This is a genomic window from Streptomyces sp. NPDC033229 (assembly GCF_055576875.1).
Genome location: NZ_JBVIQR010000013.1, coordinates 150,769 through 177,414, shown reverse-complemented (window position 1 = coordinate 177,414; position 26,646 = coordinate 150,769). Strand labels below are relative to the sequence as shown.

The window sequence follows — 26,646 nt, the reverse complement described above, 5'->3', positions numbered from 1 at the left end:
TGGACTGGTACAACTACCACCGACCCCACACCGGCATCGACGGCCACCCACCAGCCAGCCGCGTCACCAACCTGTCCGAACAACACACCTAGGGCCTGCTGGGAGGTGCCCCCAGCAGGCTGGTTTCGGCTGAGCTCAGCCGAAACCAGCCCGTCCGGCGTTTGAGGACGCGCCCGCAGGGCGCCCGCCGCCGCAGGCGGCAACGACGGCCCGCAGTCGACGTCCTGCCGGTCAGGCGAGAGGCGGCAACGACGGCCCGCGGCCGAAGATCCGCCGGACAGGCCCTACGGGCGCTCGCCCCTGACCTGAATGGCCGAGGGGCGAGCCATAAACCGCCGGTCACCGTAGAATTGGCGGTACATCCCAGTGCACGTGTCGGACCTCGAATCGGGGACCTCCAACGGAAGGGCACCGTCGATGCATGCGAGCAAGGGCGACCGCTTGGTGACGCACGGCCGCGTAGTCGGGGAGCACGACCGGGTCGTGGAAATCGTGGAAGTGCTGGGCCCCGACGGCACGCCGCCGTTCCGCGTCCGCTCGGCGAACGGGCACGAGACGATCATGTCCCCGGGCCCCGACACCAGCGTGGACCACCGCAAGGCGGGGGACTCCCTCTAACCGCCCCACCACCACGTTCAGCGCGGCGGGCGCGCGCGGTCGGGATAGTGGTCGGCGACCACGCGCGCCATGGCCCCGATGGGGTCGGCGACCACCTGCTTCGTGGAGAAGTAGATGTTGCCGAGCACCTCGGGGTGGTTCCGGCCGAGGGCGAGGTGGCGGGAGAGTTCGGCCGGGTCCTGCCAGGGTGCGGGCTGGCCCGCGGCCCCCGCCTTGTAGAGGGCCTCGCCGATGTAGAGATGGACATCCGTGCCGCGCACGGTCTCCGCCCACCAGGGGACGAGCTTGGCGTAGTCGGCGGCGGCGAAGCCGATGTGCCAGTAGATCTGCGGAACGATGTAGTCGATCCACTCCTCCCGGACCCATTTTCGGGTGTCGGCGTGCAGATCGTCGTAGGTCTGCACCCCGGCGCGGGTGTCGGAGCCCAGCGGATCGGTGGCCCGGTTGCGCCAGATGGCGAAGGGGCTGACGCCGAACTTCACATGTCTCTTGCGTCTCTTGATGCGCGTCCCCATCTCGTGCACCAGTCGGTCGATGTTGTCCCGCCGCCAGGCCGCCCGGTCGGGGAAGCCCGTGCCGTAGCGCTCGAACACGGCGGTGTCGTCGAAGGTCTGCCCGGCCACCGGGTACGGGTAGAAGTAGTCGTCGAAGTGCACGCCGTCGAGGTCGTAGCGGGTGACCGCGTCGAGGATCGCGTCCTGGACGAAGCGGCGGACCTCGGGCAGCCCGGGGTTGTAGTACAGCTTTCCGCCGTAGGGCAGCACCCAGTCGGGGTGCTGTCGCGCGGGGTGGGTGGCGACCAGCCGGGTCGGGTCGGTGTGGTTGGCGACGCGGTAGGGGTTGAACCAGCCGTGCAGCTCCAGCCGGCGTCGGTGCGCCTCCCGCACCGCGAAGGCGAGCGGATCCCAGCCGGGGTGCTTGCCCTGAGTGCCGGTCAGGTACTCCGACCACGGCTCGTACGGGGAGGGCCAGAAGGCGTCGGCGGTCGGGCGGATCTGCAGGATCACGGCGTTGAGCCGCCGGGCGACGGCCGTGTCGAACAGGGCGAGCAGCTCGGCCCGCTGCGCCTCCGGTTCGAGCCCCGGCCTGGACGGCCAGTCGATGTTCACGACGGTCGCGGTCCACATGCCTCGGAATTCACGCTTCCGCCTGGCTTCGTCGTCCACGGCGTCCGCCGCCACGTTCCGCGCCCGTGCCTCACCCGTCGCCAGCATGACGGACATCGCACCCGCAGCCGCCGCAGTGAACCCTCTTCGGCTGATACGTCCCATATGCGTGCCACTCCTTGTCGGATCGGTCACACCGTATGCGCAGAGCATGCCCGCCCCGGCCCCATCAGCACCGCCTGTCGCGGAGTAACGTCTGGACCGAGGCGGGAGCCGGGGGTCTCCACACCGACACGATCGGTGGGAGGACAAGCTCCCCGCCGGTCGACCAAGATCAGCGAAAGGCACGATGTGACGGACTCAGTGGCCGACGTGACACGCGTCGGAGTGGTGGGCTGCGGCCAGATGGGCGCGGGCATCGCGGAGGTGTGTGCCCGTGCCGGCCTGGACGTCAAGGTCGCGGAGACCACCGGTGAGGCCCTGGAGCTCGGCCGCACCCGGCTGACCAACTCCCTCGGCAAGGCCGCCGAACGCGGCAAGATCACCGAGGAGGAGCGCGACGCGACCCTGGCACGGCTGAGCTTCACCACCGACCTGGGCGAGTTCGCCGACCGTGACCTGGTCATCGAGGCGGTCGTCGAGAACGAGCAGGTCAAGACCGAGATCTTCCAGGTGCTCGACCAGGTGGTCACCCGCCCGGACGCGATCCTGGCCTCCAACACCTCCTCCATCCCGCTGGTGAAGCTGGCCGTCGCGACCTCACGGCCCGACCAGGTCATCGGCATCCACTTCTTCAACCCGGCCCCGGTGCAGCAGCTCGTCGAGCTGATCCCGGCCCTGACCACCGGCGAGGAGACGATCAAGCGCGCCGAGGCGCTGGTCGGCAAGATCCTGGGCAAGCACGCCATCCGCGCCCAGGACCGTTCGGGCTTCGTCGTGAACGCGCTGCTGATCCCGTATCTGCTCTCCGCGATCCGGATGTTCGAGTCCGGCATCGCCAGCCGCGAGGACATCGACAACGGCATGGAGCTGGGCTGCGCCCACCCCATGGGCCCGCTCAAGCTCTCCGACCTGATCGGCCTGGACACCGTCGCCTCGGTCGCCGACAGCATGTATCAGGAATACAAGGAGCCGCTGTACGCCGCTCCCCCGCTGCTCCAGCGCATGGTCGACGCGGGCCGGCTGGGCCGCAAGACCGGCTCGGGCTTCTACTCGTACTGAGCCTGCCCGTCGCGCCATGTCACCGCCGCACACCCCGTGTTCACACGGGGTGTGCGGCGGTGACTCGCATATACCCTCCGCACACGCTCCCGCCCCGCCTGTCCACGCGGTTGACTCACCTCGTCGGACACCACCTGGCAGAGCCCTCCGGAAGGGGAACGGACCGTGACCAGCCATCCCGAGCACGCCGTCAAGTCGGCCGAGCTCGCGGAATTACGTCGTAGCCTCGATGTCGGGGTCGCCCGCATCGACGGCCACCTCGCCCTCCTCACCCAGCGCAGCGATCAGTCGGAACGCGAGATCAACGAGATGACGGGCCGGGTACGGGCCCTGGAACACGGCAGGTGGCCCTTGCCGTCACTTGCCGCGCTCACCGGCCTCGCCGCCCTGGGGATCGCCGTCTGGCAGGCGGCCGGCCGGTGAGCGCGGGACGCTCCCGGCCCGCGGTGCGGGCCCGGCGGTCAGCCGAGCCGCAGATGGTGCAGCAGCAGTAGCGCGGCCGCCATGTTGGCGGCCGGGACCTCACCGCGGGTGATCATGTCGGGTACCAGCTTGAGCGGCACCCACTCCCGGCGGTCCGACTCGAAGTCGTCCTCCGGATCACCGAGGTACTCGGCCTCGTCCGTCCAGTAGATGTGATGGCGGGCATCGGTGAGACCGTTGGACGGTTCCACTGTCATCAGGTGCCGCAGGGGGCCCGGCCGCCATCCGGTCTCCTCCTCCATCTCACGGGCCGCGGCAGAGGCGATGTCCTCGCCGTCCTCCACGACCCCGGCGGCCAGCTCCCAGCCCCAGGTGTCGGTGATGAAACGGTGCCGCCACAGCAGCAGAACCTCGTTCGCCTCGTTGACCACCGTGGCCACGGCGACGGGCCGCAGCCGGATCAGGAAGTGGTCGAGGTGGCGGCCGTCGGGGAGTTCGACGTCCGCGAGATTGACCCGGAACCACCGGTTCTCGTAGACGCTCCGCTCGCTGAGATTCTTCCAACGCACGTGTATGCCACCTTCCGCCGAGGTGGCCACCTCCCGGGCGCTGTCCTCACAAGGGCACGCGCAGCGCCCCGTCGATCATCTCGGCGGCCTCGGCCGTGGCCGCGCACCCACTTTCGATCAGGTGCTCGCGCACCGCTCGGAGCCGGTCCCGTAACCGCTGCGATTCCATGCCTCTCGCCTGCTCGGTCATCTCCCGCGCGGTGGCCACCGCCTTGTCCGCGTCTCCTTGACGCAGCTCGATGTGCGTGAGCATGGCGAGCCGGTGGACACGGCCCCGGTCGTGCGCGGGGGTGTCGACCGCCCGGTCCGCGTGCTCACGGGCGGGTCCGAGGTCGCCGAGGCTGAGCAGCGCCTCGGCGACCTGTACGTTCACCAGTCCGGGCTGTACGTAGCCGGTCTCGGCGGGCTCCTGGCCGCGGTGGATGCGCTCGGCGGCGGTCTCGGCGCGGCGGATGCAGGCGAGTGCCCCGGCGCCGTCGCCGAGCCGCGCGTAGGCCTTGGCCTGCATGGCGTAGAGGTCGGCGGCGAGCGCCGGGGTCAGGTGCGCGCCCGCCGCCCGCAGCGCGGACTCGGCGAAGGCGACGGCCTGCCGGTACTCCCCCATGAACAGCGACTGGTTGACGAGCAGGGCGATGACGTACGCGCCGAGCCCGCGGTCCCCGCTGGCCTTGGCGAGCCGCAACGCCTGGTGGAAATAGCGCTGGGCCAGTCCGTGCGCGTCGGAGTCGTACGCGCAGATCCCGGCGACCGCGACCAGGCCCCCGGTGGCGCGGTGCAGCTGACGGCCCGTCTCGTCGGGATAGCTGCCGCGCAGCAGGGGCGCGGCCTCGGAGTTGAGGAAGCCGACGACCCGGGCGCGGGTCGCGATGCCGCCCGCCTTGCGGTACATCTGCTCGTAGTGCGCGCGGGCCGCGCGCAGCATCTCGATGTCGTCCATGGACACCCGGGTCAGGCCGCGCCGGGAGACGTCGGCGTCCTCGGGCGGGTTCTCCCACTCCCAGACCGGGATCACGGCAGGTGTGCCGGTCACGGCCGGGGCACTGACGACGTGCTCGCGCTGCTGCTCGTCGGATCGCCACAGTGCGGTGGCGCGTTCGACGAAGCCGGAGAGCGGGGTGCCGGGCACCCGGGGACTACCGGGGGTGCCGAGGCCGATGTCGTCGAGGGTCAGCGCGCGGTGCAGCCGCTCGCCGAGGACCTCGCAGATCAGGTCCGGCACCTGGCCGCGCGGCCGCTGGCCGCGCAACCAGCGGGCGACGGCGGTGTGTTCGTAGCGCAACGCCAGTCCGCGGGCACGGCCGGCCGCGTTGACATGGGCGGCCAGGCCCGCGTGGGAGATCCCCGCCTCGTCGAGAATGGCGTCGAGCAGAGTGTTGGGCTCCATCCTGCCCTCCGGAAACGCTCGGTGGGATCAGCGTAAGGGAGATCCCTTCGCACGGGGTGTGAACGGGCCACCGCCGTGCGTGGCCGCGCGGCGGCGATTTCCGGCCGTCGGGAGCCGTTCAGGAGCGGGGCCGACAGACCCGCGCGAGGTCGGCGTGGGGCGTGCGCACCGGAATGCGCTGCCGGTCGTCCCGCAGGGCCAACAGGGCGACGTCGTCGGTCAGCAGGCCCCCGGTGTGCCGCAACAGCGCGCCACGGACGTGCTCGACGACCGTCGCGGGCACGATGGGCGCGCCGTGCGCGGCCTCGGCCAGGGCGCGCTCCAGGGGGAAGAACGCCCCCGCCGCGTTCCGCGCGTCCTCGGCGCCGTCGGTGTGCAGCACCAGGGTGTCGCCGGGCAGTAGCCGGGGCAGCCGCAGGACGGGCATCTCGGCCGGCAGTGGGAAGACCCCGAGCGGCGGCAGCGGCTCCCCGGGGGCCACCGCGACGGCCCGCGCAGCGGCATCGGCCGTGCCGCGGAGCCGATACGGCCAGGGATGCCCGCAGTTGAGCACCGCCACCTCGCCGTCGGCCCGGAGCTCCAGCAGCAGCACGGTGACGAACTCCTCGGCGCAGGACCGCTCCCGCTCGTCCTCCCGCTTCGGCGGGGGCGCCCCCACGGGCGCGCCGAGCGGCGGTGTCCGGGGCTCGGCTCCGGCCCGCTGGCCCAGGTGCCGCTGCAGGCCGCGCTCCAACCGCCTCAGCACGCCCGGCAGTTCCACCTCGTCGTGGGCGGCCTCACGGAAGCTGCCGAGCACGGCGGCGACGGTGCCGATCGCACCGAGGCCGTGGCCGCGGACGTCGCCCATCACGATGCGCACCCCGTGCGGGGTGGCGAGCGCCTCGTACAGATCGCCGCCGACCAGGGCCCCTTCGCTCGCCGACAGATGCCCGCCCGCGACGGTGATCCCGTCGATCCGGGGCGGCAGGGGACGCAGCAGGGCCTGCTGCGCGGTGGCGGCGATCTCGCGCAGCCGCTCCAGCTCCCGCTGCAGCCGCAGCCTGCGGCCCGTGGTGAAGTAGCCGGCCACGACGACGGCGAGGATCGCGCAGCCGGTGCCCGCGCGGCCCACCGGGTCCGCGCGGCCGGTCGAACCGAGGGGGACGAGCGCGAAGAGCGCGCAGGCGCCGCCGAGCACGACGCACTGGCGGCGGCCGCTGCCGGCGCAGGCGATGGCGGGCGCGGCGGCGAGCAGTTGGATGAATGGGGTGCCCATCGGGCTCAGGAGTTCCCAGACCACCACCCCGAGCACCCACAGTCCGGGTAGCGCGAACACCAGACCCCGCCGGCACCGGCCTGCCCCTGTACGGATCATGCCCGGCGGCCCCCCACTAGGGCGTAGCAGCAATGACGCGCTCGATTCTTGCCGAGCAGGCACGCCGAAGTAACGACCAGACCACCGATTTCCACCCTATTGAGTGATATTCGGAACGTGGGTCAGGCATATGCGGCATAAGCGAGGGGCGCACCCGGAGATCCGGATGCGCCCCTGCGCTGTGCATACGGCCGCCGGTCGGGCGGCGGGCCGTGCGGTGTTACGCGCCGCGCAGGGCGGCTCCCGTGCGCTCGACGGCCGCGGCGACCGCGGCATCGCGGGCGGCCGTGGCCTCCTCGGCGGTCAGCGTGCGGTCGGCGGCGCGGAAGCGCAGCGCGTAGGCCAGCGACTTCTTGCCCGCGCCGAGCTGTTCGCCGGTGAAGACGTCGAACAGGCGCAGCGACTCGAGGAGTTCGCCCGCACCCGAGCGCAGCGCGGCCTCGACGTCGGCCGCGGGGACCGAGGCGTCCACGACGAGCGCGACGTCCTGGGTGGCCACCGGGAAGGTGGACACGTGCGGGGCCCGGGCGACGCCGGTGCCCGCGCGCTCCAGCAGGTCGAGCTCGAGCTCCATCGCGCAGGTGCGCTCCGGCAGGCCGAACGCCTTGGTCACCCGCGGGTGCAGCTCGCCGGCGCTGCCGACGAACACCTCCGCGCCGTCGACCACCGCGAAGAGAGCGGCGCACCGGCCGGGGTGGAACGGCGCCCGCTGGTCCTGGCGGACGATCAGCTCGGCACCGGCCTCACGGGCGACCGTGCGGGCCGCCTCGACGGCCTCCGCCCAGCCGGCCGGACGGCCCTGGCCCCACCAGCCGGGCAGCTCGCGCGCCCCGGTGAGGACGGCGGCCACGTGCCGCGGCTGCCGGGGCAGTGCGGCGTCGAGGCCGGCGATCTCCTCGTCGGTCGGGCGGCGGTCGACCGGCAGCCGGACCGAGCGACGCTCGTCACCGGTCGGCCGGAAGACCAGGCCCGTCTCGAAGAGCGCGAGGTCGCGCTCACCGCGGCCGTCGTTGCGGCGCAGGGCGCCGAAGAGGCCCGGCAGCAGCGTGGTGCGCAGCGCCGGCTCGGTGTCGGCGAGGGGGTTGACCAGGCGCACCACCGAGCGGCGCGCGTCGTCGGCCTCCAGGCCGAGATGGTCGAGGGCCTCTTCCCCGATGAAGGGGTAGTTGGGCGCCTCGACGAAGCCCGCGCCGGCGAGCGCGCGGCCGACCCGGCGGTGCAGACGCTGCCGCTCGGTCAGGCCACGCCCGGCGGGGGGCTGCGGCAGGGTGGCGGGCAGGTTCTCGTAGCCCTCCAGCCGGATGACCTCTTCGGCCAGGTCATTGGGGTCGGTGAGGTCCGGCCGCCAGCTGGGCACGGTGACGATCAGCTCGTCCTGCCCGTAGACATCGCAGCCGACCTCCTGGAGGCGGCGGACGACGGTCTCCCGGCCGTACTCGACACCGGCCACCCGGTCGGGGTGGTCGGCGCTGATCGAGATGGTGCGGGGCCCGCTGGGGGCGACGATCTCGGTGACCCCGGCCTCGGCGCTGCCGCCCGCCAGCAGGACCATCAGGTCCACGGTCCGCTGGGCCGCCGCGGAGGCGGCGTTCGGGTCGACGCCGCGCTCGAAGCGCTTGGACGCCTCGGAGGACAGCTTGTGACGGCGGGCCGTCCGCGCGATGGAGACGGCGTCGAAGTGCGCCGCCTCGATGATGATCTCGGTGGTGCCGCTGACCGCGCCCGTCTCGGGGTCGGTCGTGGCGTCCGCGATTTCGGTGTTGGCCCCGCCCATGACGCCCGCGAGCCCGATCGGCCCGTTGTTGTCGGTGATGACCAGGTCCTCGGCGTCCAGCACGCGCTTGGTGCCGTCGAGGGTGACGAGCTTCTCGCCCTGCTCGGCGCGGCGCACACCGATCGGCCCGTCGATGCGGGACCGGTCGTAGGCGTGCAGCGGCTGGCCCAGCTCGAGCATCACGTAGTTCGTGACGTCGACGGCCAGCGAGACCGGGCGCATGCCCGCCTTCTGCAGCCGGCGGCGGAGCCAGATCGGCGAGTGCGCCTCGGGGTCGAGGCCGGTGACGGTGCGGGCGGTGAAGCGGGCGCAACCGGCCGGGTCGGCGACCTTGACCAGGTAGCCGTAGCTGTTGGGCGCGGGCACGTCCAGCAGGGCCGGGTCGCGCAGCGGCAGCCCGTAGGCGGTCGCGGCCTCGCGGGCCACGCCGCGCATCGACAGGCAGTAGCCCCGGTCGGGGGTGACCGCGATGTCGAGGACCTCGTCGACCAGCTCGAGCAGCTCGATGGCGTCGGTGCCCACCTCGTGCTCCGGCGGCAGGACGATGATGCCGCCCGTGCCGTCGTCGCCCATGCCCAGCTCGTCGCCCGAGCAGATCATGCCGTGGGAGGTGCGGCCGTACGTCTTGCGCGCGGCGATCGCGAAATCACCGGGCAGCACGGCGCCGGGGAGCACCACGACGACCTTGTCGCCGACGGAGAAGTTGCGCGCGCCGCAGACGATCTCCTGCGGCTCGCCCGTGCCGTTGGCCTGGCCGACGTCGACCGTGCAGAAGCGGATGGGCTTGCGGAAGCCCTCCAGCTCCTCGATCGTGAGGACCTTGCCGACGACCAGGGGGCCCTTGAGGCCGGTGCCGAGCTGCTCGACACGCTCGACCTCGAGGCCGGCGGCGACGAGTTTGGCCTGTACGTCGCGACCGGTCTCACCGGCCGGCAGGTCGACGTATTCCCGCAGCCAAGAAAGCGGGACCCGCATCAGATCTCCATCCCGAACGGCCGGGTGAAGCGCACGTCACCCTCGACCATGTCTCGCATGTCTTCGACGTTGTGGCGGAACATCAGCATCCGCTCGATGCCGAACCCGAAGGCGAATCCGCTGTACTTCTCCGGGTCGATGCCCGCGGCGACCAGCACCCGCGGGTTGACCATGCCGCAGCCGCCCAGCTCGATCCAGCCCTCGCTGGAGCAGGTGCGGCAGGGGCGGTCGGGGTTGCCGACCGACTCGCCGCGGCACACGTAGCACCGCATGTCCATCTCGGCGGACGGCTCGGTGAACGGGAAGTAGTTCGGCCGCAGCCGGGTGGTCACCCCGGCCCCGAAGAGCGCCTGGACCATGTGGTCGAGGGTGCCCTTGAGGTCCGCCATGGTCAGGCCCTCGTCGATGGCGAGCAGCTCGACCTGGTGGAAGACCGGGGTGTGCGTGGCGTCCAGCTCGTCGGTGCGGTAGACGCGGCCCGGGCAGATCACGTAGATGGGCGGCTCGCGGTCGAGCATGCTGCGGACCTGCACCGGGGAGGTGTGGGTGCGCAGCACGACGCCGGAGTCGGCCTTGCCGTCGCCGTCCTGGACGAAGAAGGTGTCCTGCATGGCACGGGCCGGGTGGTCCGGCTCGAAGTTCAGGGCGTCGAAGTTGAACCACTCGGCCTCGACCTCGGGGCCCTCGGCGACCTCGTAGCCCATCGCGACGAAGACGTCCTCGATGCGCTCGGAGAGCGTGGTCAGCGGGTGCCGGGCACCGGCGGGGACGCGGTCGTACGGCAGCGTGACGTCGACGGCCTCCTCGACCAGCACACGGGCGTCGCGCTCCGCCTCCAGCTCCACCTGGCGGGCGGCGAGGGCCTTGCTGACGGCGCCGCGGGCCATGCCCACGCGCTTGCCGGCCTCGGCCTTGGCCTGCGGCGGGAGCGCGCCGATCTCGCGGTTGGCGAGGGACAGCGGCGACGCGGGACCGGTGTGCGCGATCTTCGCCTCGTGGAGGGCCTCGAGGTCGCCGGCGGCGGCGAAGGCGGCGAGCGCCTCGTCCCGCATCCGCTCGATCTCTTCCGGTTTCAGTGCCTCGACCTCGACAGGGTCATACGACTTATTGGGTGCGGACATCTCTTCCCGTGCTTCCGATCGGCTGGCTTCGCTTCGCTGCGCGGCTTTGCCCGACTGCGTTGGTGCCAAGGTCGTGCCAAAGGTGCCAAAGGTCGAGTCTAAAGGGCGCGGATGGTCGGGTGGGCCCGCGGGCCGCGCTCAGGCCTGGGTGAGAAAGGCCGGGGCGCCCACGGGCAGGGTAAATCGGAACTGTGCGCCACCGTGCGGAGTGCGTCCCACGGTGATCGTCCCGCCGTGCGCCTCGACGATGCCCTTGACGATATAGAGGCCCAGGCCGGTGCCGCCGCGCTTGCTGCCCCGCCAGAAGCGGGTGAAGACGCGGCCCATCGACTCCTCGGGGATGCCGGGGCCCTCATCGCTCACGGTGACCGCCGTTCCCTCCGTGTGGGCCTTCATCCGGGCCGGTGCCACCTCTATGGTGACCGTTCCCTCGCCGTGGCGCACCGCGTTTTCCAGCAGGTTGCCCAGCACCTGGTCGATCTTGTCCGGATCGGCCCAGAGCGCGGGCAGCGGCTCCACGACCCTGACCCGGAACCGCTCGGCGTGCTGTCCGGCCGCGGTGTGGGCCTGGACGTGCCGACGGACGGCACCGACGATGTCGACGGGCTGGCGGCGCACCTCCAGCCGCCCGGAGTCGATCCGGGAGATGTCGAGCAGCTCGGCGATGAGCCGGTTGACCCGGTCGGCGTCTGCGTCGACGGTTTCCAGCATCAGCCGCTTCTGGTCGTCGGTGAACCGCTCCCACTTGGCCAGCAGCGTCGCGGTGAAGCCCTTGACGGAGGTCAGCGGCGAGCGCAGCTCGTGGGCGACGGTGGCGATCAGCTCGGCGTGGCTGCGCTCGGTGCGCCGACGCGCCTCGGTGCCGCGCAGCTGGACGACGAGCCGGACCACGGGCCCGTTCGGCCGCTCGCGGACGTACCGGGCGGAGACCAGCACCTCGCGGCCGCCGGGGAGCAGCAGCTTCCGCTCCGGCTGGCCGACCCGGGTGCTGAGCCCGCCGTAGGGATCGGTCAGGGTCCACCAGCGGCGGCCGTCCAGATCCTCCAGCGGCAGGGCCCGCTCCAGCGGCCTGCCCAGCGCGTCCCCGGCCCGTACGGCCGTGATGCGGGCCGCGGCGGCGTTGAAGCAGGTGACCCGGCCGGTGTCGTCGGCGACGACCAGCCCGTCCGGCAGGTCGTCGGGGTGCAGCCCGAGCCCGCCCGCGCCGGTGACCGGCGTCCCGTGGGAGGCGTCCGGACAGATGTCGGCCACTCTCCCGGAAGTCCTGACGTTCACCACCCGCACCCCCTCCCGAGCCCCCGGACCGCAAACCCTACTAGCTGGAGGTCACGGAGCGGCACCCTCCGGCTGCACGCTGCGCACGGGCGGAGGCATACAGGCACACGGCGGCGGCCGTCGCGAGGTTCAGGCTCTCGGCCTTGCCGTGGATCGGCACCCGTACCACCGCGTCGGCGAGCGCCCGGGTCTCCTCCGGCAGGCCCCACGCCTCGTTGCCGAAGATCCAGGCGGTGGGGGTGCCCATCGCGCCCCGGTCCAGCTCGGCGTCGAGGTCGACGCCCGCGCCGTCGGCGGCCAGCACCCGCACCCCGGCGTCCCGCAGCCCGCGCGCGGCCTGCTCGACGGGGACCCCGACGGCGACCGGCAGATGGAACAGGGAGCCCACGGAGGCGCGTACGGACTTGGGGTTGTACAGGTCCACCGAGGCGTCGGTGAGCACCACGGCGTCCGCGCCGGCGGCGTCGGCGCAACGCAGGACGGTACCGGCGTTGCCGGGGTCGCGGACGTGCGCGAGGACGGCGATCAGCTTGGGCCGGGCGGCGAGGATCTCCTCGAAGGGCGAGTCGAGGAAGCGGCAGACGCCGACCAGGCCCTGCGGGGTGACCGTCTGCGAGAGCTCGGCGATCACGTCGTCCTCGGCGTAGTGCACCCGGACCCCGGCGGCGCGGGCCGCGTCGACGATCTCGGCGTGCCGCTCGGCGGCGTCGAGGGTCGCGAACAGTTCGAGGAGGGTGGGCTCGCCGCCGCTACGGTGCTCGATCGCCTCGCGCACCGCCTGGGGGCCCTCGGCGATGAACCGTCGCTCCTTGACCCGGAAATTGCGCTTGGCCAGCCGACGGGCGGCGATGACGCGGGGGGAGCGCGGGGAGATCAGCTCGGGGGTGCCCATGGGCGGCGGCTCACTTCGTGGTCACGAGAGGAAGGCGGAGAAAGAGGCGCGACGGCGGAAAAACGATGGACCCGCAGGCCGCGGGGCCTACGGGTCCGATCGACTGCCTTGGGGCGCCGGATCAGGCGGCGGCCTTCGGGGCGTTGACGTCGGCCGGCAGAGCCTTCTGCGCGACCTCGACGAGCGCGGCGAACGCGTTCATGTCGTTGACCGCGAGCTCGGCCAGGATCTTGCGGTCCACCTCGATGTTGGCGGCCTTCAGACCCTGGATGAGGCGGTTGTACGTCATGCCGTTCTGGCGGGCAGCGGCGTTGATGCGCTGGATCCACAGCTGACGGAAGTCGCCCTTGCGCTTCTTGCGGTCGTTGTAGTTGTAGACCAGGGAGTGGGTGACCTGCTCCTTGGCCTTGCGGTACAGGCGCGACCGCTGACCGCGGTAGCCCTTGGCCGCCTCGAGGATCGCCCGGCGCTTCTTGTGGGCGTTGACTGCCCGCTTGACGCGTGCCACTTGTTAACTCCTTGTAGCGGGGCCGCGGTGCGTTCTCACGCGGCCCGAATTCGAATAGGTCCCGGTCCGACGCGCACCCCGCGGACGCGGGGTGCGAAGCGTCACTTGCCGAGAAGCTTCTTGATCTTCTTGGCGTCGCCCGGGGCCAACTCGACGGTGCCGGTGAGGCGGCGCGTCAGCTTGGACGACTTGTGCTCGAGCAGGTGGCGCTTGCCGGCGCGCTCACGCATGACCTTGCCGGAGCCAGTGATCTTGAAGCGCTTGCTGGCACCGGAGTGCGTCTTGTTCTTCGGCATGCGCCGTATCTCCTCGTCGGTGGCACTCCCCGGCCCGCGAGCGGGCGCACGGAAGCATCAGCTGTGTTCGGTTGCCCGGGGCGGCTGCCCCGGGTGTCGATCCGGGGCACAGGCCCCTGGGATCACGCCTCGGCGGACTCGTCCTCGGAAGGCTCCGCGACAGCGGTGCCCTCCTCGGCGGGGGTCTCGGCCTCGTCCGCGTGGCCGACGCCGCGGCGCTCCGCCTTACGGGCTTCGGCGAGTTCACGCGCCTCGGCCATCGCCTCGGTCTTCTTCTTGTGCGGGCCGAGAACCATGATCATGTTGCGGCCGTCCTGCTTCGGATTCGACTCGATGAAGCCGAGCTCCTCCACGTCCGACGCCAGCCGCTGCAGCAGCCGGAAGCCGAGCTCCGGCCGGGACTGCTCGCGACCACGGAACATGATCGTGATCTTGACCTTGTCGCCCTGCTTGAGGAACCGGACGACGTGACCCTTCTTGGTGTCATAGTCGTGCGGGTCGATCTTCGGCCGGAGCTTCATCTCCTTGATGACCGTGTGCGCCTGGTTCTTGCGCGCCTCACGGGCCTTCATGGCCGACTCGTACTTGAACTTGCCGTAGTCCATGAGCTTGCAGACCGGCGGCCTGGCGGAAGCGGCGACCTCGACCAGGTCGAGGTCGTACTCCTGCGCGAGCTCAAGGGCCTTGGCGAGCGGCACAATGCCCACCTGCTCGCCGCTCGGACCGACGAGTCGCACCTCGGGGACGCGAATCCGGTCGTTGATGCGGGGCTCGGTGCTGATGGGGCCTCCTAGGTAGCACCACACGGTTGTCTGGCGGACAGCCGCGTAACGTCTGTTTCGGGATGACCCCCGCGTCGTGCTCGTGACGCAAAAAACGCCCCGGACGGGACACAGGCAGGGGCTCCTCAAACACCGGGAGCACCGCCACGGTCAACCGCGAGGCGCATCGGGCAATTCCACATCGTCCGTACGGAACGATGGGCGTCACCTGACCGGAGACCTGCCGACCCGAGGGCCGTGCGAGGTGGGAGATCGGAGCCTCCACTTGTGGGCCGGGCACGCAAGTGTCCAGCCGGTCGATACCCAGCATAGCAGTGACCCGGCCCGGTCCCCACTCGGGCGGACGCGAGCCCGGGCCCTAGGCTGGAGCCCATCGGCCGGGACACATCGTCCGGCACGAGAAACGTCCGGCACCAGGACTCGTACGTCGATCCCGTACGAGCGGCCGGACCCGAAGCGGAAGAGCAACGATGAGCGACGCCACCCCCGAGTCCACTCCGTCGGGCCCCTCGGCCCCCTCCGAAGGGGCGCCGGACTTCGACAGCATGACCCGTGACATCGCGGACGTGCCCGCGGTCGAGGTGATCACGACGGTCGCGGTGCACCTGATGAGCTCGGCGGCGGTCAACCTGGGCCTCGCCGAGGAGGGCGAGCACCACAAGGACCTGGACGAGGCCCGAAAGCTGATCACCGCCCTCGCCGGGCTGGTCACCGCCAGCGCCACCGAGGTCAGCAACTTCCACGCCGGACCGCTGCGCGACGGTCTGAAGTCGCTCCAGCTGGCCTTCCGCGAGGCCTCCGTCGTGCCGGACGAGCCGGGCAAGGGCCCGGGCGAGCAGTACACCGGCCCGGTCTTCGGCTAGGGCCTGTCCCCGGTCCCGGCGGTCTCAGGCCGCCGGGCGGGGCTCCGTGGAGAGCTCGTCCGCGAGGTGGGCAGGCCCCATGCGGGGGTGGGTGACCCGGTGCGCGAAGGCCGCGAGCGCGGCCCCGATCGGCGGGGCGACGAGGAACAGCCACAGCTGGGAGAGCGCTCCGCCGCCCGCGAAGAGGGCCGGACCCAGGCTGCGCGCCGGGTTCACGGACGTGCCGGTCAGCGGGATGCCCACCAGGTGGACCACGGCGAGCGCCAAGCCGATCGGCAGCCCGTCGAAGCCCACGACGGCGACCTTGTGGGTCACCGACAGGACGACGAGGACCAGCAGGAAGGTCATCACGACCTCCGCAAGGAACGCGCCGCCGGTGTTGAGGTGCACGGCCGACCGGTCGGCGAAGCCGTTGCTGCCGAAGGCACCGTCCGTCTGCAACCCCGGCACCTGCTTGGCCAGCAGGAACAGCAGCGCCGCCCCCACGATGCCGCCGAGAAGCTGCGCGATCCAGTACTCCAGCGCCGTACGCCGGCTGATCCGCCCCTCCAGCAGCAGGCCGAGCGTGACCGCCGGGTTGACGTGACAGCCCGATATGGGCCCCAGGGCGTACGCCAGGGCCAGAAGAGTGAATCCGAAGGCCAGAGCGATGCCGAGCACGCCGATGTAATCGGCCGCGAGGACCGCGGATCCGACGGCGAAGAAGACCAGCAGCAGGGTCCCGAGGAATTCGGCCGCGACGGTCCGTTTCTGCACGGGGTCGAGCCGGTCGAGCCGTAGTGATCCCAGTTTCACGGCGTCCATGGCGTCCTCCCGGGGATCTCGTGGACTGTCCTCGCATTGTCGGACGGTCTCCGGCGGAGCGCCTGTCGGCTTCGCGGCCGGCGCGGCTGGCGCCTGGGCCTGGGCCTGGCCGATGCGCACCTCCGCTGCGCGGCGGTGTCCTCAATCGCCGGACGGGCTTGGTGGCTGAGCTCAGCCAAAACCAGCCCGTCCGGCGTTTGAGGACGCGCCCGCAGGGCGCCGCCGCCGTAGGCGGCACAGACGGCCGGTGGCCGAAGGCCCGCCGGACCCACGAATCCGTGCGGAGCGGCCCGCAGGGGATCAGCGGCTGAAGAGCGGCTCCCCGGGGACCGCCGCCCCGGGCGGCAGCAGAGCGAGGTCCAGCCCCTTGACGAGCCGGGCCCGCAGCACGTCGTCCGCCGCGAGGGCCTCCGCGACCTTCCGGACCACCTCGGCGGGGACGGCGCCGTCGGCCAGCGCGAGCGCCAGGGTGCCGTCGGCGTCCTCCGAGGGCGCCAGGTGCGCGCGGAGCACGCCCGCCTCGCCGGCCAGCACGGACCGCAGGGCGTCGGTGACGGCCGGGTCGGCCGACGGGTCCGTGCTCTCCCGCCCCTCCGCCAGCGCCAGCAGGGCCGGGCCCGTCAGCTGGTACGGCACGGGCCCCGCGAGATCCAGCACGATCGTGTCCGCCTTCTCGTGGGCGGCCGCCTGGAGCGCCTGGTGCAGGGGCACGGCCACGGGGCGCGCGTCCGCGCGCCAGCGGGCCAGGGTCTCGATGGAGGTGAACGCGGGCAACGCCTTGCGGCCGTCCGGCGCCTGGAGCGTCGGCACGGCCATGTCACTGGTCTTCTCGCGCCGCAGCCCGTCCGGCCCGGTCTCCACCTCCCCCAGCACCGCGACCACCGGCACGAGCAGCCGTGCGGCTCGCAAGGCGACAAGGACGCCGGCCTCGGCGTCGTCGGCGGAAGGATCGGCCGACCAGGCGGCGAGCGCCGCCGCGAGGGCGGGGTCGGCGGAGCCGTTGTCGTCGGAGAAACCGGGGTCCGGGATGTTCTTTCGCTCCACGGTTTGAGCCTACCGGCCGGGGATGTGGGCCTCTGCGGGTCCCCCCGGGGGGTTTGCCTTGTGCTGCGCCGTTGCCGCTGCGCGGCGGGCTCCACGCCAAAGCACCACCGCTGCGACGAGCAGCGCGACCCCGGCCGCGCCGGCCCCCCAGGCCGGCAGACCGATGCCGGGGCCGGCGGAATCGTCTTCCGCACGCGGGCCGGGCCCGAAGTACCGGCCCGTGTAGTCGCGTGCGACACGCGGCCCGCTCCCCGAGGGACGCAGACGCGAACCCCGCGCAATCGCCGCGGCCGGGTCGACCAGCCCCGCGCCCACCGCGTCCGAGCGGCCGCCCCGCGGGGTGTCCCGGGCCGTGGACGTGAGCAGGCCGCGGATCTGGGCAGGGCTCAGGCCCGGGTGCGCGGCGCGGACGAGCGCCACGGCGCCCGAGACGAACGCGGCGGCGGCGCTCGTGCCCCAGCCCTCGTAGTAGCGGCGGTCGGGGTCGGCGATGACGACGTCGACGCCGGGCGCGCTGACGGTCGCGTACCAGCGGCGGGTGGAGAACGCGGCGCGGCTGCCGTAGCGGTCGACGGCGGCCACGGCGATCACACCGGGGTAGGCGGCGGGGTAGGAGACGTGGTCGCCGTGCTCACCGCCGTTGCCGGCGGAGGCGACGACGACGGCGCCCTTGCTCAGGGCGTACCGGACGGCGGCGTCCTCGCGCGGTTCGGGGTGCGCGGAGTCGCTGTCGTCGCCGAGGGACAGGTTGATCACGTCGGCGCCGTGGTCGGCGGCCCAGCGGATGCCGTCCGCGAGGGCGCCGCCGCGTGCGGTGCGGGCCCGGGGGCGGGCCGGGTCCTTGTCCTCCAGGATCACCCGGACCGGCAGGATCTTCGCTTCCGGGGCGGTGCCGAGGACGCCGTCGGCGTTGTCGTCGCCGTGGCCGCGCCCGGCGATGATGCCCGCCATGGCGGTCCCGTGCCGGGCCCACGCCCGGTCGCCCCGCCGGGCGCCGAAGCCGACGAGGTCCTCGCCGGGCAGGACTTGGCCCGCGAGGTCGGGGTGTCCCTCGTCGACACCGGTGTCGAGAACCGCGACGGTGATCCCCGCGCCCTTCGTCGTCTTCCACGCGTCCTGGGTGCGCAGGGCGTCGAGGGCCCACTCCTGGGCACGTATGGTGTCGGCCCGCGCGGGCCCGGCGGGCAGGGCGACGAGAGCGGCGGCGGCCAGCGCGGTGACGGCGCGGCGTGCGCCCTTGCGCACCGTCATCGGGACGTCTCCTGAGGTCGTGTCGCGGCCTGTCGGACGCCTTGTTCCAGCCGGTCGGCGAGGGTGTTCGCGTCGTGGCCGAGGCCGGCCTGGGCGGGGGCGGTGGTCGCGTCGGGGCGGATCGCCTGTTCGGCCGGCTGGGGCGGGATGCCCGTGCGGGCGTCGGCGAAGCCGGTCACGGCGTAGACGACGGCCGGGATGTCGGTGAGGACGCTGATGCGCCAGCTGGCGCGCTGCGCGTCGCCGAAGTGTTCGGCGGCGGTGCCCTTGGGCGCGTACGGGCGGGGCATCAGATCCGGGCGCTCGCCGAGGCGTTCGTCGGTGAACCGCTTGCGCAGGGCGCGCATGCCGGTGGCGTCGGCGTCGGTGACGAGCAGGCCGACGGTGGTCACGCGGGTCGATGTGGCGTCGGTGTACGCGGCCCGCAGTAGCCGCTTGCAGCCGACCGGTGCCAACGCCCTGGCCAGCAGGGGGTCGAAGGCGCCCACGCAGTCGGCGTCGGCGGCGACGCCGATGCGGGTCCAGTGGCGGGCCGCGCCCCCGGGCCCGGCATTGGCGCTGTGCAGGGTGCGGGGAAAGAGGGTGTCCACGGGTACGGTCCGCCAGAGGCCGGCGCCGCGCGCGTAGACGGTTTCGGCGGCGCTTCGCTCCCCCGGTGCGGTGAGCCAGGTGCCGGCGACGGCGCCGCCGATGAGGCCGAGGCCGAGTACCGCGCACGCGACGGCCGCGGCGGTGCGCCCGGGCCGTCTGCGGGGGTCGCCGGGCTCGGTGTCTTCGCGGCCCCACGGCGGGACCTGCCATGCGTCCGGCGCCATGGTGGGCAGGGGGGTCCGGGCGAGGGGGGCGGACGGCAGCCTGGGGTCCGCTTCGGTGCTCAACTTGCGCTCCCCCTCGCGAGCCGGCTCGCCATACCGCCCGATCGCCCTTCGGGACAGGCCGGTTCGAATCCGTACAACCCGCCACCGGCGGGTGGCCGTGGCGTGCGCGGACACTCTACGGGGCGGGGAGCCGCACGGGCCATTCGCCCGTACCGGCCCTCTGTTCAGGGGTGATTCCCTCTGGCAGGCTGCCCGCCATGGCTGCTCACACCGTCGGTTCCGCCGCCGACCGGGTCCGCTACGACCGGGCGACGGCCCATCTGGACGCGCCGCTGGCCGTGGTCGACCTCGAGGCGTTCGACGCCAATGCCGGGGATCTGGTGCGGCGGGCGCGGGGCAAGCCCGTCCGGGTGGCGAGCAAGTCGGTGCGCTGCCGGGCGCTGCTGGAGCGGGTGCTGGCGCGCGAGGGTTTCGCGGGGGTGATGAGCCATACGTTGGCGGAGTCGCTATGGCTGGCGCGTTCCGGCTTCGACGACGTGTTGTTGGCGTATCCGTCGGCCGATCGGGAGGGCTTCGCCGAGCTGGTCTCGGACGCCAAGCTGGCGGGCGCGGTCACGGTGATGGTGGACGATCCGGCGCAGCTGGCGCTGATCGACGCGGCGCGGGCGGGGCTGGGCCGGACCGAAGAGGTGCGGGTGTGCCTGGAGTTGGACACCTCGCTGCGATTACTGGGCGGCAGGGTGCGGATCGGTGCGCTGCGCTCGCCGCTGTGGGAGCCGGGGGCGCTGGCTGAGCTGGCCCGGCTGATCGACCGTCGGCCGGGGTTCCGGCTGGTGGGGTTGATGGCGTACGAGGCGCATGTGGCGGGTGTCGGTGACGCGGTCGCGGGGCGGCCGGTGCGGTCGCGGGCGGTCCGGCTGATGCAGACGGCGGCGCGCAGGGAGCTGGCGGTCCGTCGGGCCGAGGCAGTGCGGGCGGTGCGGGCCGTGGCGGAGCTGGAGTTCGTCAACGGCGGTGGCTCGGGCAGCGTGCAGCACACCGCGGCGGAGGCGGCGGTCACGGAGGTGGCGGCCGGGTCGGCGCTGTACGCGCCGCGGTTGTTCGACCACTACACGTCCTTCCGGGGCCGGCCCGCGGCGCTGTTCGCCCTGCCGGTGGTGCGCCGCCCGGGGGTGGGGGTGGTGACCGTGCTGGGCGGCGGCTTTCCGGCGTCGGGGGCCGCGGGCGCGGACCGGTTGCCGGTGCCGTATCTGCCGGCGGGGCTGCGCCTCGACGGGCGGGAGGGCGCGGGCGAGGTGCAGACGCCGCTGATCGGGCAGCCCGCCGACGATCTGCTGGTGGGCGACAAGGTGTGGTTCCGGCACGCGAAGGCCGGGGAGCTGTGCGAGCGCTTCGCGCTGCTGCGGCTCGTCGACGGTGACCGGGTGGTGGGGAGCGTCCCCACCTACCGGGGTGAGGGCCGCACCTTCGTCTGAGGGCCGGTGCGGGAGAGGGGGCCGGCGTCGATCGACGCCGGCCCCCTCTCCTCGTTGTCCGCTCCCGCTGTTGTCCGCTCCCGCTCAGTACGCGAGGTCCAGCTGGTCGGGGATGACCGAGCCGTCGGCGCGGCGGACCGGGCCGTGGGTGCCGTCCTCGTTCGTGGCGCCGACGGTCGCGCACGGGTAGCTGCCGGACTTGCGCGGCATGGGCTCGATGAACATCGGGTTGGCCACCCAGCGGCCGTCCGCGTTGTCGAAGGCGCGGCACATCAGCTCGGCCTTGTTGCGGTTGATGGCGACGTGGGCGCCGGTCGCGTCGTTCACGAACGTCACATCGGTATCGGCGTCACCGGCGCCGAGCGCGATGCGGTGCGCGTGGTCCTGCTGCTTCCAGGCCTTGGCGCCCTTGATCTTGAAGATCTCCTGGTTGATCATGCAGCGCTTGCCGTCCATGTACGGGAGCGCCCCGCCGGGGCCGTCCGCGACGCCGCCGCAGCCCTTGATCCCGGGGGTGAGGCGGCCGCGGTCGAGGACGCTGCGGATGCCGATGGTGTGCTTGCGGTCGAGACCGACACCGCTGGACCACGCCTCGGCGATCGGCTCGGAGGAGGCGGAGACGATGTAGACGTCGAAGCCGGCCGCCTTGAGCGTACGGATCAGGTCCTTCTGCTGGTCGTAGTAGCGGACGTAGCCGGCGATGGTGTGCGTGCCGACGGTCTGCTTGGCCCCGATGGGCGCGGCGAGCTGCTCGGCGCGCGCCTTCTTGGCGAAGCGCGTCAGCGCGGCCGGGGTGTGGCCGCTGAACAGCTGCGGGATCCAGGCGTACGCGGGAACCGTGCGCCGGTGGTTCCAGTCGCCGGCGAAGGCCGCCGCACCGGCCATGGTCTGCGACTTCTCACGGATCTCGAAGATCTCGTCGGCGCAGGCGGTGTTCTTCGAGGTGCGCAGCGGTTTGCCGACCGGTACGGACGTGCCGCACGCCTTGGTGAGCGCCTTGTCGGCGGCCGGGGTGAGCCAGACGCTGGTGTCCTTCCAGCTCTTCGGCCGCAGGATCCTGTCGTGCTTGAGGGCCCAGGCGAGCGTGGCATCGGTGATGTCGTTCTTGACGACCGTGTTGTCCCAGTCGAAGGCGGCGACGGGGCGGGGGCCGCCCTTGCCCGAGCAGGTGCCGCGCTCGTCGATCATCTTCTGGAGCTTGGCGCGGTTGTCGCCGAACCATGTGATGTTCTTGTCGAGCTGCGGGCAGTGCGACCGGGGCGCGGCGGCGGGGGCCGCGGCGGTGGCGGGCACCGAGGCGGTGAGGGCCGCGGTGATCGCGAGACCGATGACTATGGCGTGCTTGTTACGCATACGTCCTCATTGGCGCATGGGGGCAGGACACACCGGGACCGGCCGGGCGGCCGGTCCCGGTACTGATCATGGACCTTACAGCGGGGTGACGTACGCGCCCGCGATGCCTCCGTCGACGAGGAAGTCGGCGGCGTTCACGAAGGAGGAGTCGTCGCTCGCGAGGAAGGCCACGGCGGCGGCGATCTCGTCGGGCTCGGCGAACCGGCCCACCGGCACGTGCACCAGCCGGCGCGCGGCCCGCTCGGGGTCCTTGGCGAAGAGCTCCTTGAGCAGCGGGGTGTTGACCGGCCCCGGGCACAGGGCGTTGACGCGGATGCCCTCGCGGGCGAACTGCACGCCCAGCTCGCGGGACATGGCGAGCACGCCGCCCTTGGAGGCGGTGTAGCTGATCTGCGAGGTGGCGGCGCCCATCCGGGCGACGAAGGAGGCGGTGTTGATGATGGAGCCCTTGCCCTGGCGCTGCATATAGGGCAGCGCCGCCTTGCAGCAGAGGTAGACGGAGGTCAGGTTGACCTCCTGGACGCGCTTCCAGGCGTCAAGGCCGGTGGTGAGGATGGAGTCGTCGTCGGGCGGTGAGATGCCGGCGTTGTTGAAGGCGATGTCGACCGAGCCGTAGGTGTCGAAGGCGGTCTTGAAGAGCGCCTCGACCTCCTCGGGGTCGGTCACGTCCACCTTGACGAAGAGACCGCCGACCTCGATGGCGGCCGCCTTGCCGGCGGTCTCGTCGATGTCGGCGCAGACGACGTTGGCGCCCTCGGAGGCGAGCCGTCGGGCAGTGGCCAGGCCGATGCCGCTGCCGGCTCCGGTGATGACGGCGGTGCGGCCGACGAGTCGGCGGCAGACGGGGGTCTGGTCGGTCAAGGCAGTGGCCTTTCTCTGGCTGGGGCAGCGGTTGGGGCGGTGCGTGGGGAGGAGTGGGGGCCAAAGGAGGGGGCGCTCCGGGACGGCCGCCGATGTGGCCGTCCCGTAAGCCCGGCGGTTCCGGCCCGGGGCCTTCCCCGCGGACGTTCGTGGATCAGCGAGCGGTGTTCGGTGCGGGCGCGTGGCCGGGTGTCGTGAGCCGCGAGTTCCGCCGGACAGGCCTAGGTGCTCAGGAACACGTTCTTGGTCTCGGTGAAGGCGGCCAGGGCGTCGGGCCCCAGTTCCCGGCCGAGGCCGGACTGCTTGAAGCCGCCGAACGGCGTCCAGTAGCGGACGCTGCTGTGGGAGTTGACGGAGAGGTTGCCCGCGGCGACACCCCGCGACACCCGGACGGCCCGGCCGAGGTCGCGGGTCCAGATCGATCCGGACAGCCCGTAGGGGGTGGCGTTGGCGATCCGTACCGCGTCCGCCTCGTCCTCGAAGGGCAGCACCACGGCCACGGGCCCGAAGACCTCCTCGGTGGCCGCGCGGTCGTCGGGTGATCCGGTGAGGACGGTTGCCGGGTACCAGAAGCCCTTGCCCGCGGGGGCCTCGCCGCGGATGGCCGCGGGCGCGGACTCGGGGACGAAGGACCGTACGCGTTCGCGGTGCGCGGCCGAGACGAGCGGGCCCATCTGGGTGGCCGGGTCGGTGGGGTCGCCGACCACGAAGGCCTTGACCGCGGGCTCCAGCAGTTCCATGAAGCGGTCGTAGACGCTCCGCTGCACGAGGATGCGGCTGCGGGCGCAGCAGTCCTGGCCGGTGTTGTCGAGGAACGAGCCGGGGGCGCTCGCGGCCGCCTGCTCGATGTCGGCGTCGGCGAAGACGATGTTGGGGTTCTTGCCGCCGAGTTCGAGGGTCACGCGCTTCACGTTCGCCGCGCACTTGGCCATGATCTGTTTGCCGACGGCGGTGGAGCCGGTGAAGACGACCTTGGCGATGCCGGGGTGCTCCACGAGGGCGTCACCCACGACGGGCCCGTCTCCCGGGAGGACCTGGAAGAGGCCCTCGGGCAGCCCGGCCGCCAGTGCGAGTTCGGCCAGCCGCAGGGCGGTGAGCGGGGTGGTCTCGGCGGGCTTGAGGAGGACGGCGTTGCCCGCGGCGAGCGCGGGGGCGAGGCCCCAGGCGGCGATGGGCATCGGGAAGTTCCACGGGGCGATGACGGCGATGACGCCGAGCGGTTCGTGGAAGGTGACGTTCAGCCCGCCGGCGACGGGGATCTGGCTGCCGGTGAGCCGCTCGACGCCGCCCGCGGCGTAGTCGAGCAGGTCACGGACGTTGCCCGCCTCCCAGCGGGCGTTGCCGATGGGGTGGCCGGCTTCGCGGACCTCCAGCAGCGCCAGCTCCTCGATGTGCTGGTCGACGACGGCGGCGAAGCGGCGCAGCTGCCGGGCCCGGTCGCCGGGGGCGAGTGCCGCCCACGCCCGCTGGGCGGCACTTGCCCGGGCGACGGCGGCGTCGACGTCCTGGGGGGTACTGGCCGAAACGGTGGCGATGACCTCTTCGGTCGCCGGGTTGATGATCTCGTGCAACGTACAGCTCCTGTTTGTTCGCTTCTCCGGCCGCTCGGCGAAAGCGCGGGCTCGTTGTCGTCCGCGACCCGCCGCCTCGCGTTCGTCGCTCACGCGCGTCCTTACATCCGCTCGAAGGAGCGGAACCGTTCCCAGTCCGTGACGGCCGCGTCGTAGGCCTGCTGCTCGACGCGCGCCATGTGCAGGTAGTGCTCGACCACCTCGTCGCCGAACGCGGCGCGCGCTATGGGGCTGTTCCCCCACAGTTCGGCGGCCTCGCGCAGCGTCGTCGGCACGTGGGCGGCGTCGCCGGTGTAGGCGTTGCCGGTACAGGCCTCGGGCAGCTCCAGCTCGTTCTCGACGCCGTACAGACCGGCGGCGACCATGCCCGCGACGGCGAGGTAGGGGTTCACATCACCGCCGGGCAGCCGGTTCTCGAAGCGGTGCGAGGGGCCGTGGCCGACGACGCGCAGGGCGCAGGTGCGGTTGTCCGGGCCCCAGGCGACGGCGGTGGGCGCGAAGGAGCCCGGGCGGAAGCGCTTGTAGGAGTTGATGTTGGGCGCGTAGAGCAGGGTGAAGTCGCGCAGGGCGGCGAGCTGTCCGGCGAGGAAGTGGCGCATCGTCTTCGACATGCCGTACGGGCCGTCGTCGTCGGCGAGCACGAACGCCCCGGTCTCGTCGCGCAGCGAGAGGTGGATGTGGCAGGAGTTGCCCTCGCGCTCGTCGTACTTGGCCATGAAGGTGAGTGCCATGCCCTCCTGGGCGGCGATCTCCTTGGCCCCGGTCTTGTAGACGGAGTGCTGGTCGCAGGTGGTCAGGGCGTCGTCGTAGACGAAGACGATCTCGTGCTGGCCGAGATTGCACTCGCCCTTCGCGGACTCCACCGTCATGCCGGCCGCGCCCATCTCGTTGCGGATGCGGCGCAGCAGCGGCTCGACGCGGCCGGTGCCGAGCACGGAGTAGTCGGCGTTGTACTGGTTGGCGGGGGTCATGTCGCGGTAGCCGCGGCCCCACGCCTCCTCGTAGGTGTCCTTGAAGAGGATGAACTCCAGCTCGGTGCCCGCGTAGGCGCTCCAGCCGCGTTCGGCGAGCCGGTCGAGCTGGCCGCGCAGGATCTGCCGGGGCGAGGCGAGGACGGGGGAGCCGTCGTGCCAGGCGAGGTCGGCGGTGACGAGCGCGGTGCCGGGGTTCCAGGGGGCGAGGCGCAGGGTGGCGCTGTCGGCGTGCATGGCGAAGTCGCCGTAGCCGCGCTCCCAGGACGACATGGTGTAGCCGGCGACGGTGTTGAGGTCGACGTCCACGGCGAGGAGGTAGTTGCACCCCTCGGTGCCGTGCTCGAGGACCTGATCGAGGAAGTACCGGGCCGCGAACCGCTTGCCCTGGAGCCTTCCTTGCATATCGGTGAAGGCGAGGACGACAGTGTCGATCTCCCCGCGGTCGACGAGCATGCGCAGCTCCTCGACGGCGAGCGGGGGCGTGCGGTCTGCCACAGTGTTGCCTCCTGTCGGTGCGACCGGAGGTCTTAAGGTAGGCCCGTAGACCATTGATTGGGAAGGGGCTTCATGAACTCGATGGAAGCGATGGGCGGAAGCGGTACGGATCGGCTGGCGCCGGTGCTGCGGCCGGTCCGCGCGGGCAACGGCTTCGAGGAGGCCCTGGAGCAGATACTCCAGATCGTGCGGCTGGGCCTGGTCGCGCACGGCGAACGGCTGCCCGCCGAGCGCGAATTGGCCGAGCGGCTCCAGATCAGCCGGGTGACGCTGCGCGAGGTGCTGAAGGTGCTCCAGGACCAGGGGCTGGTGGAGAGCCGGCGCGGCCGGTACGGCGGCACGTTCGTCCTCGACCGCGCGGCGGCGCCGGCGGCGACCGGCGCCGAGGAGCTGCGGCGGCGGGTGGCGACGGTGGACGTCGAGGACACGCTGCGCTTCCGCGAGGTCCTGGAGGTGGGCGCGGCCGGGCTGTGCGCCGCGCACGGGCTGACGGAGGAGCAGGCCGCCCGGCTGCGCGGGGCGCTGGCCGCCACCCATGACGCGCCGCTCGCCGACTACCGCCGGCTGGACACGATGCTGCATCTGACCCTCGCCGAACTGTCCGGCTCCCCGTCCCTCGCCGCCCAGTACGCCGCGGTCCGGGCGTCCGTCAACGACCTGCTGGACTGCATTCCCCTGCTGGTGCGGAACCTGGAGCACTCCCAGGCTCAGCACACCGCACTCGTCGAGGCGGTCCTCGACGGGGACGCGGACGGGGCGCGCGAGGTGATGCGGGAGCACTGCTGTGGCACTGCGGCCCTTCTGCGGGGATTTCTCGGCTGAGTAACGCGCTGGTAACC

General features: G+C 72.4%; 25 protein-coding genes. 6 read left to right on the top strand and 19 right to left on the bottom strand.

Going from position 1 to position 26,646, the window contains the following annotated elements:
• Nucleotides 1-417: 417 nt before the first annotated feature.
• Nucleotides 418-618: a DUF1918 domain-containing protein gene (locus ACZ53N_RS14780; protein WP_469141221.1), complete on the top strand. Its 201-nt coding sequence runs from the start codon at nucleotides 418-420 to the stop codon at nucleotides 616-618.
• 17 nt (nucleotides 619-635) lie between these two features.
• Here ACZ53N_RS14780 and ACZ53N_RS14775 read toward each other — a convergent pair whose 3' ends face one another.
• Complete coding sequence (locus ACZ53N_RS14775) at nucleotides 636-1,889, bottom strand: glycoside hydrolase family 10-like protein (protein ID WP_469141220.1); 1,254 nt, start codon at nucleotides 1,887-1,889, stop codon at nucleotides 636-638.
• A 198-nt stretch (nucleotides 1,890-2,087) separates the two neighbouring features.
• Between ACZ53N_RS14775 and ACZ53N_RS14770 the strand changes: the two genes are divergently transcribed.
• Both ACZ53N_RS14770 and ACZ53N_RS14765 read left to right on the top strand, forming a co-directional pair.
• Entirely contained in the window at nucleotides 2,088-2,945 is an 858-nt protein-coding gene (locus tag ACZ53N_RS14770) for a 3-hydroxybutyryl-CoA dehydrogenase (protein ID WP_469141219.1), read from the top strand.
• A 165-nt stretch (nucleotides 2,946-3,110) separates the two neighbouring features.
• A complete protein-coding gene (locus ACZ53N_RS14765; RefSeq protein ID WP_184733632.1) occupies nucleotides 3,111-3,368 on the top strand; it encodes a hypothetical protein in 258 nt (85 codons plus the stop codon).
• Nucleotides 3,369-3,406: 38 nt separating this feature from the next.
• Here the strand turns inward: ACZ53N_RS14765 and ACZ53N_RS14760 are convergent, their stop codons facing one another.
• The 10 genes from ACZ53N_RS14760 to infC form a co-directional block, all read right to left on the bottom strand.
• Nucleotides 3,407-3,937 (bottom strand): NUDIX hydrolase, encoded by a 531-nt coding sequence (locus ACZ53N_RS14760; RefSeq protein ID WP_469141218.1) that lies wholly within the window; start codon nucleotides 3,935-3,937, stop codon nucleotides 3,407-3,409.
• A 46-nt stretch (nucleotides 3,938-3,983) separates the two neighbouring features.
• Nucleotides 3,984-5,321, bottom strand: coding sequence for a tetratricopeptide repeat protein (locus ACZ53N_RS14755; RefSeq protein ID WP_469141217.1), 1,338 nt, complete (start codon nucleotides 5,319-5,321; stop codon nucleotides 3,984-3,986).
• A gap of 118 nt (nucleotides 5,322-5,439) precedes the next feature.
• Nucleotides 5,440-6,675, bottom strand: a complete 1,236-nt coding sequence (locus ACZ53N_RS14750; protein WP_469141216.1) for a PP2C family protein-serine/threonine phosphatase — start codon at nucleotides 6,673-6,675, stop codon at nucleotides 5,440-5,442.
• A 220-nt stretch (nucleotides 6,676-6,895) separates the two neighbouring features.
• Nucleotides 6,896-9,424, bottom strand: coding sequence for a phenylalanine--tRNA ligase subunit beta (pheT, locus tag ACZ53N_RS14745; RefSeq protein ID WP_469141215.1), 2,529 nt, complete (start codon nucleotides 9,422-9,424; stop codon nucleotides 6,896-6,898).
• Nucleotides 9,424-10,545 carry a phenylalanine--tRNA ligase subunit alpha gene (gene pheS / locus ACZ53N_RS14740; RefSeq protein ID WP_469141214.1) on the bottom strand — a complete coding sequence of 374 codons (1,122 nt, stop codon included), beginning with the start codon at nucleotides 10,543-10,545 and terminating at the stop codon, nucleotides 9,424-9,426. Before pheS ends, pheT begins: the two co-directional genes overlap by 1 nt.
• 138 nt (nucleotides 10,546-10,683) lie before the next feature.
• The gene (locus ACZ53N_RS14735) at nucleotides 10,684-11,796 is read right to left on the bottom strand and encodes a sensor histidine kinase (RefSeq protein ID WP_469141234.1); all 1,113 of its coding nucleotides are present in this window, start codon (nucleotides 11,794-11,796) and stop codon (nucleotides 10,684-10,686) included.
• Between the two features lie 64 nt (nucleotides 11,797-11,860).
• Nucleotides 11,861-12,712 carry a TrmH family RNA methyltransferase gene (locus ACZ53N_RS14730; RefSeq protein WP_469141213.1) on the bottom strand — a complete coding sequence of 284 codons (852 nt, stop codon included), beginning with the start codon at nucleotides 12,710-12,712 and terminating at the stop codon, nucleotides 11,861-11,863.
• A gap of 121 nt (nucleotides 12,713-12,833) precedes the next feature.
• Nucleotides 12,834-13,220 carry a 50S ribosomal protein L20 gene (gene rplT / locus ACZ53N_RS14725; RefSeq protein WP_102921913.1) on the bottom strand — a complete coding sequence of 129 codons (387 nt, stop codon included), beginning with the start codon at nucleotides 13,218-13,220 and terminating at the stop codon, nucleotides 12,834-12,836.
• 101 nt (nucleotides 13,221-13,321) lie between these two features.
• A complete protein-coding gene (gene rpmI / locus ACZ53N_RS14720) occupies nucleotides 13,322-13,516 on the bottom strand; it encodes a 50S ribosomal protein L35 (RefSeq protein ID WP_184733640.1) in 195 nt (64 codons plus the stop codon).
• A 122-nt stretch (nucleotides 13,517-13,638) separates the two neighbouring features.
• On the bottom strand, nucleotides 13,639-14,322 hold the full coding sequence (gene infC, locus ACZ53N_RS14715) for a translation initiation factor IF-3 (protein WP_469141212.1): 684 nt from the start codon (nucleotides 14,320-14,322) through the stop codon (nucleotides 13,639-13,641).
• A gap of 446 nt (nucleotides 14,323-14,768) precedes the next feature.
• On the opposite strand from infC, the gene ACZ53N_RS14710 reads away from it, so the two are divergent.
• Nucleotides 14,769-15,161, top strand: a complete 393-nt coding sequence (locus ACZ53N_RS14710) for a DUF1844 domain-containing protein (protein WP_469141211.1) — start codon at nucleotides 14,769-14,771, stop codon at nucleotides 15,159-15,161.
• A 24-nt stretch (nucleotides 15,162-15,185) separates the two neighbouring features.
• Here the strand turns inward: ACZ53N_RS14710 and ACZ53N_RS14705 are convergent, their stop codons facing one another.
• The 4 genes from ACZ53N_RS14705 to ACZ53N_RS14690 form a co-directional block, all read right to left on the bottom strand.
• Nucleotides 15,186-15,917, bottom strand: coding sequence for an MIP family channel protein (locus ACZ53N_RS14705; protein ID WP_469141233.1), 732 nt, complete (start codon nucleotides 15,915-15,917; stop codon nucleotides 15,186-15,188).
• A gap of 348 nt (nucleotides 15,918-16,265) precedes the next feature.
• On the bottom strand, nucleotides 16,266-17,009 hold the full coding sequence (locus tag ACZ53N_RS14700) for an SseB family protein (RefSeq protein ID WP_469141210.1): 744 nt from the start codon (nucleotides 17,007-17,009) through the stop codon (nucleotides 16,266-16,268).
• A 9-nt stretch (nucleotides 17,010-17,018) separates the two neighbouring features.
• Nucleotides 17,019-18,260 (bottom strand): type VII secretion-associated serine protease mycosin, encoded by a 1,242-nt coding sequence (mycP, locus tag ACZ53N_RS14695; protein WP_469141209.1) that lies wholly within the window; start codon nucleotides 18,258-18,260, stop codon nucleotides 17,019-17,021.
• On the bottom strand, nucleotides 18,257-19,138 hold the full coding sequence (locus ACZ53N_RS14690; RefSeq protein WP_469141208.1) for a hypothetical protein: 882 nt from the start codon (nucleotides 19,136-19,138) through the stop codon (nucleotides 18,257-18,259). The genes mycP and ACZ53N_RS14690 overlap by 4 nt, the downstream gene beginning before the upstream one ends.
• A gap of 197 nt (nucleotides 19,139-19,335) precedes the next feature.
• Here ACZ53N_RS14690 and ACZ53N_RS14685 point away from each other — a divergent pair, with 197 nt between their 5' ends.
• Nucleotides 19,336-20,553: an alanine racemase gene (locus ACZ53N_RS14685; RefSeq protein WP_469141207.1), complete on the top strand. Its 1,218-nt coding sequence runs from the start codon at nucleotides 19,336-19,338 to the stop codon at nucleotides 20,551-20,553.
• 84 nt (nucleotides 20,554-20,637) lie between these two features.
• Here ACZ53N_RS14685 and ACZ53N_RS14680 read toward each other — a convergent pair whose 3' ends face one another.
• The 4 genes from ACZ53N_RS14680 to ACZ53N_RS14665 all read right to left on the bottom strand — a co-directional run bounded on the left by ACZ53N_RS14680 (nucleotide 20,638) and on the right by ACZ53N_RS14665 (nucleotide 25,807).
• The gene (locus ACZ53N_RS14680; protein WP_469141206.1) at nucleotides 20,638-21,906 is read right to left on the bottom strand and encodes an HAD family hydrolase; all 1,269 of its coding nucleotides are present in this window, start codon (nucleotides 21,904-21,906) and stop codon (nucleotides 20,638-20,640) included.
• Between the two features lie 75 nt (nucleotides 21,907-21,981).
• Nucleotides 21,982-22,767 carry a 3-oxoacyl-ACP reductase gene (locus tag ACZ53N_RS14675; protein ID WP_469141205.1) on the bottom strand — a complete coding sequence of 262 codons (786 nt, stop codon included), beginning with the start codon at nucleotides 22,765-22,767 and terminating at the stop codon, nucleotides 21,982-21,984.
• A 221-nt stretch (nucleotides 22,768-22,988) separates the two neighbouring features.
• Entirely contained in the window at nucleotides 22,989-24,338 is a 1,350-nt protein-coding gene (locus tag ACZ53N_RS14670; RefSeq protein ID WP_469141204.1) for an aldehyde dehydrogenase family protein, read from the bottom strand.
• A gap of 101 nt (nucleotides 24,339-24,439) precedes the next feature.
• The gene (locus ACZ53N_RS14665; protein ID WP_469141203.1) at nucleotides 24,440-25,807 is read right to left on the bottom strand and encodes a glutamine synthetase family protein; all 1,368 of its coding nucleotides are present in this window, start codon (nucleotides 25,805-25,807) and stop codon (nucleotides 24,440-24,442) included.
• 81 nt (nucleotides 25,808-25,888) lie between these two features.
• Here ACZ53N_RS14665 and ACZ53N_RS14660 point away from each other — a divergent pair, with 81 nt between their 5' ends.
• A complete protein-coding gene (locus ACZ53N_RS14660) occupies nucleotides 25,889-26,629 on the top strand; it encodes a FadR/GntR family transcriptional regulator (protein WP_469141232.1) in 741 nt (246 codons plus the stop codon).
• Nucleotides 26,630-26,646: the final 17 nt, after the last annotated feature.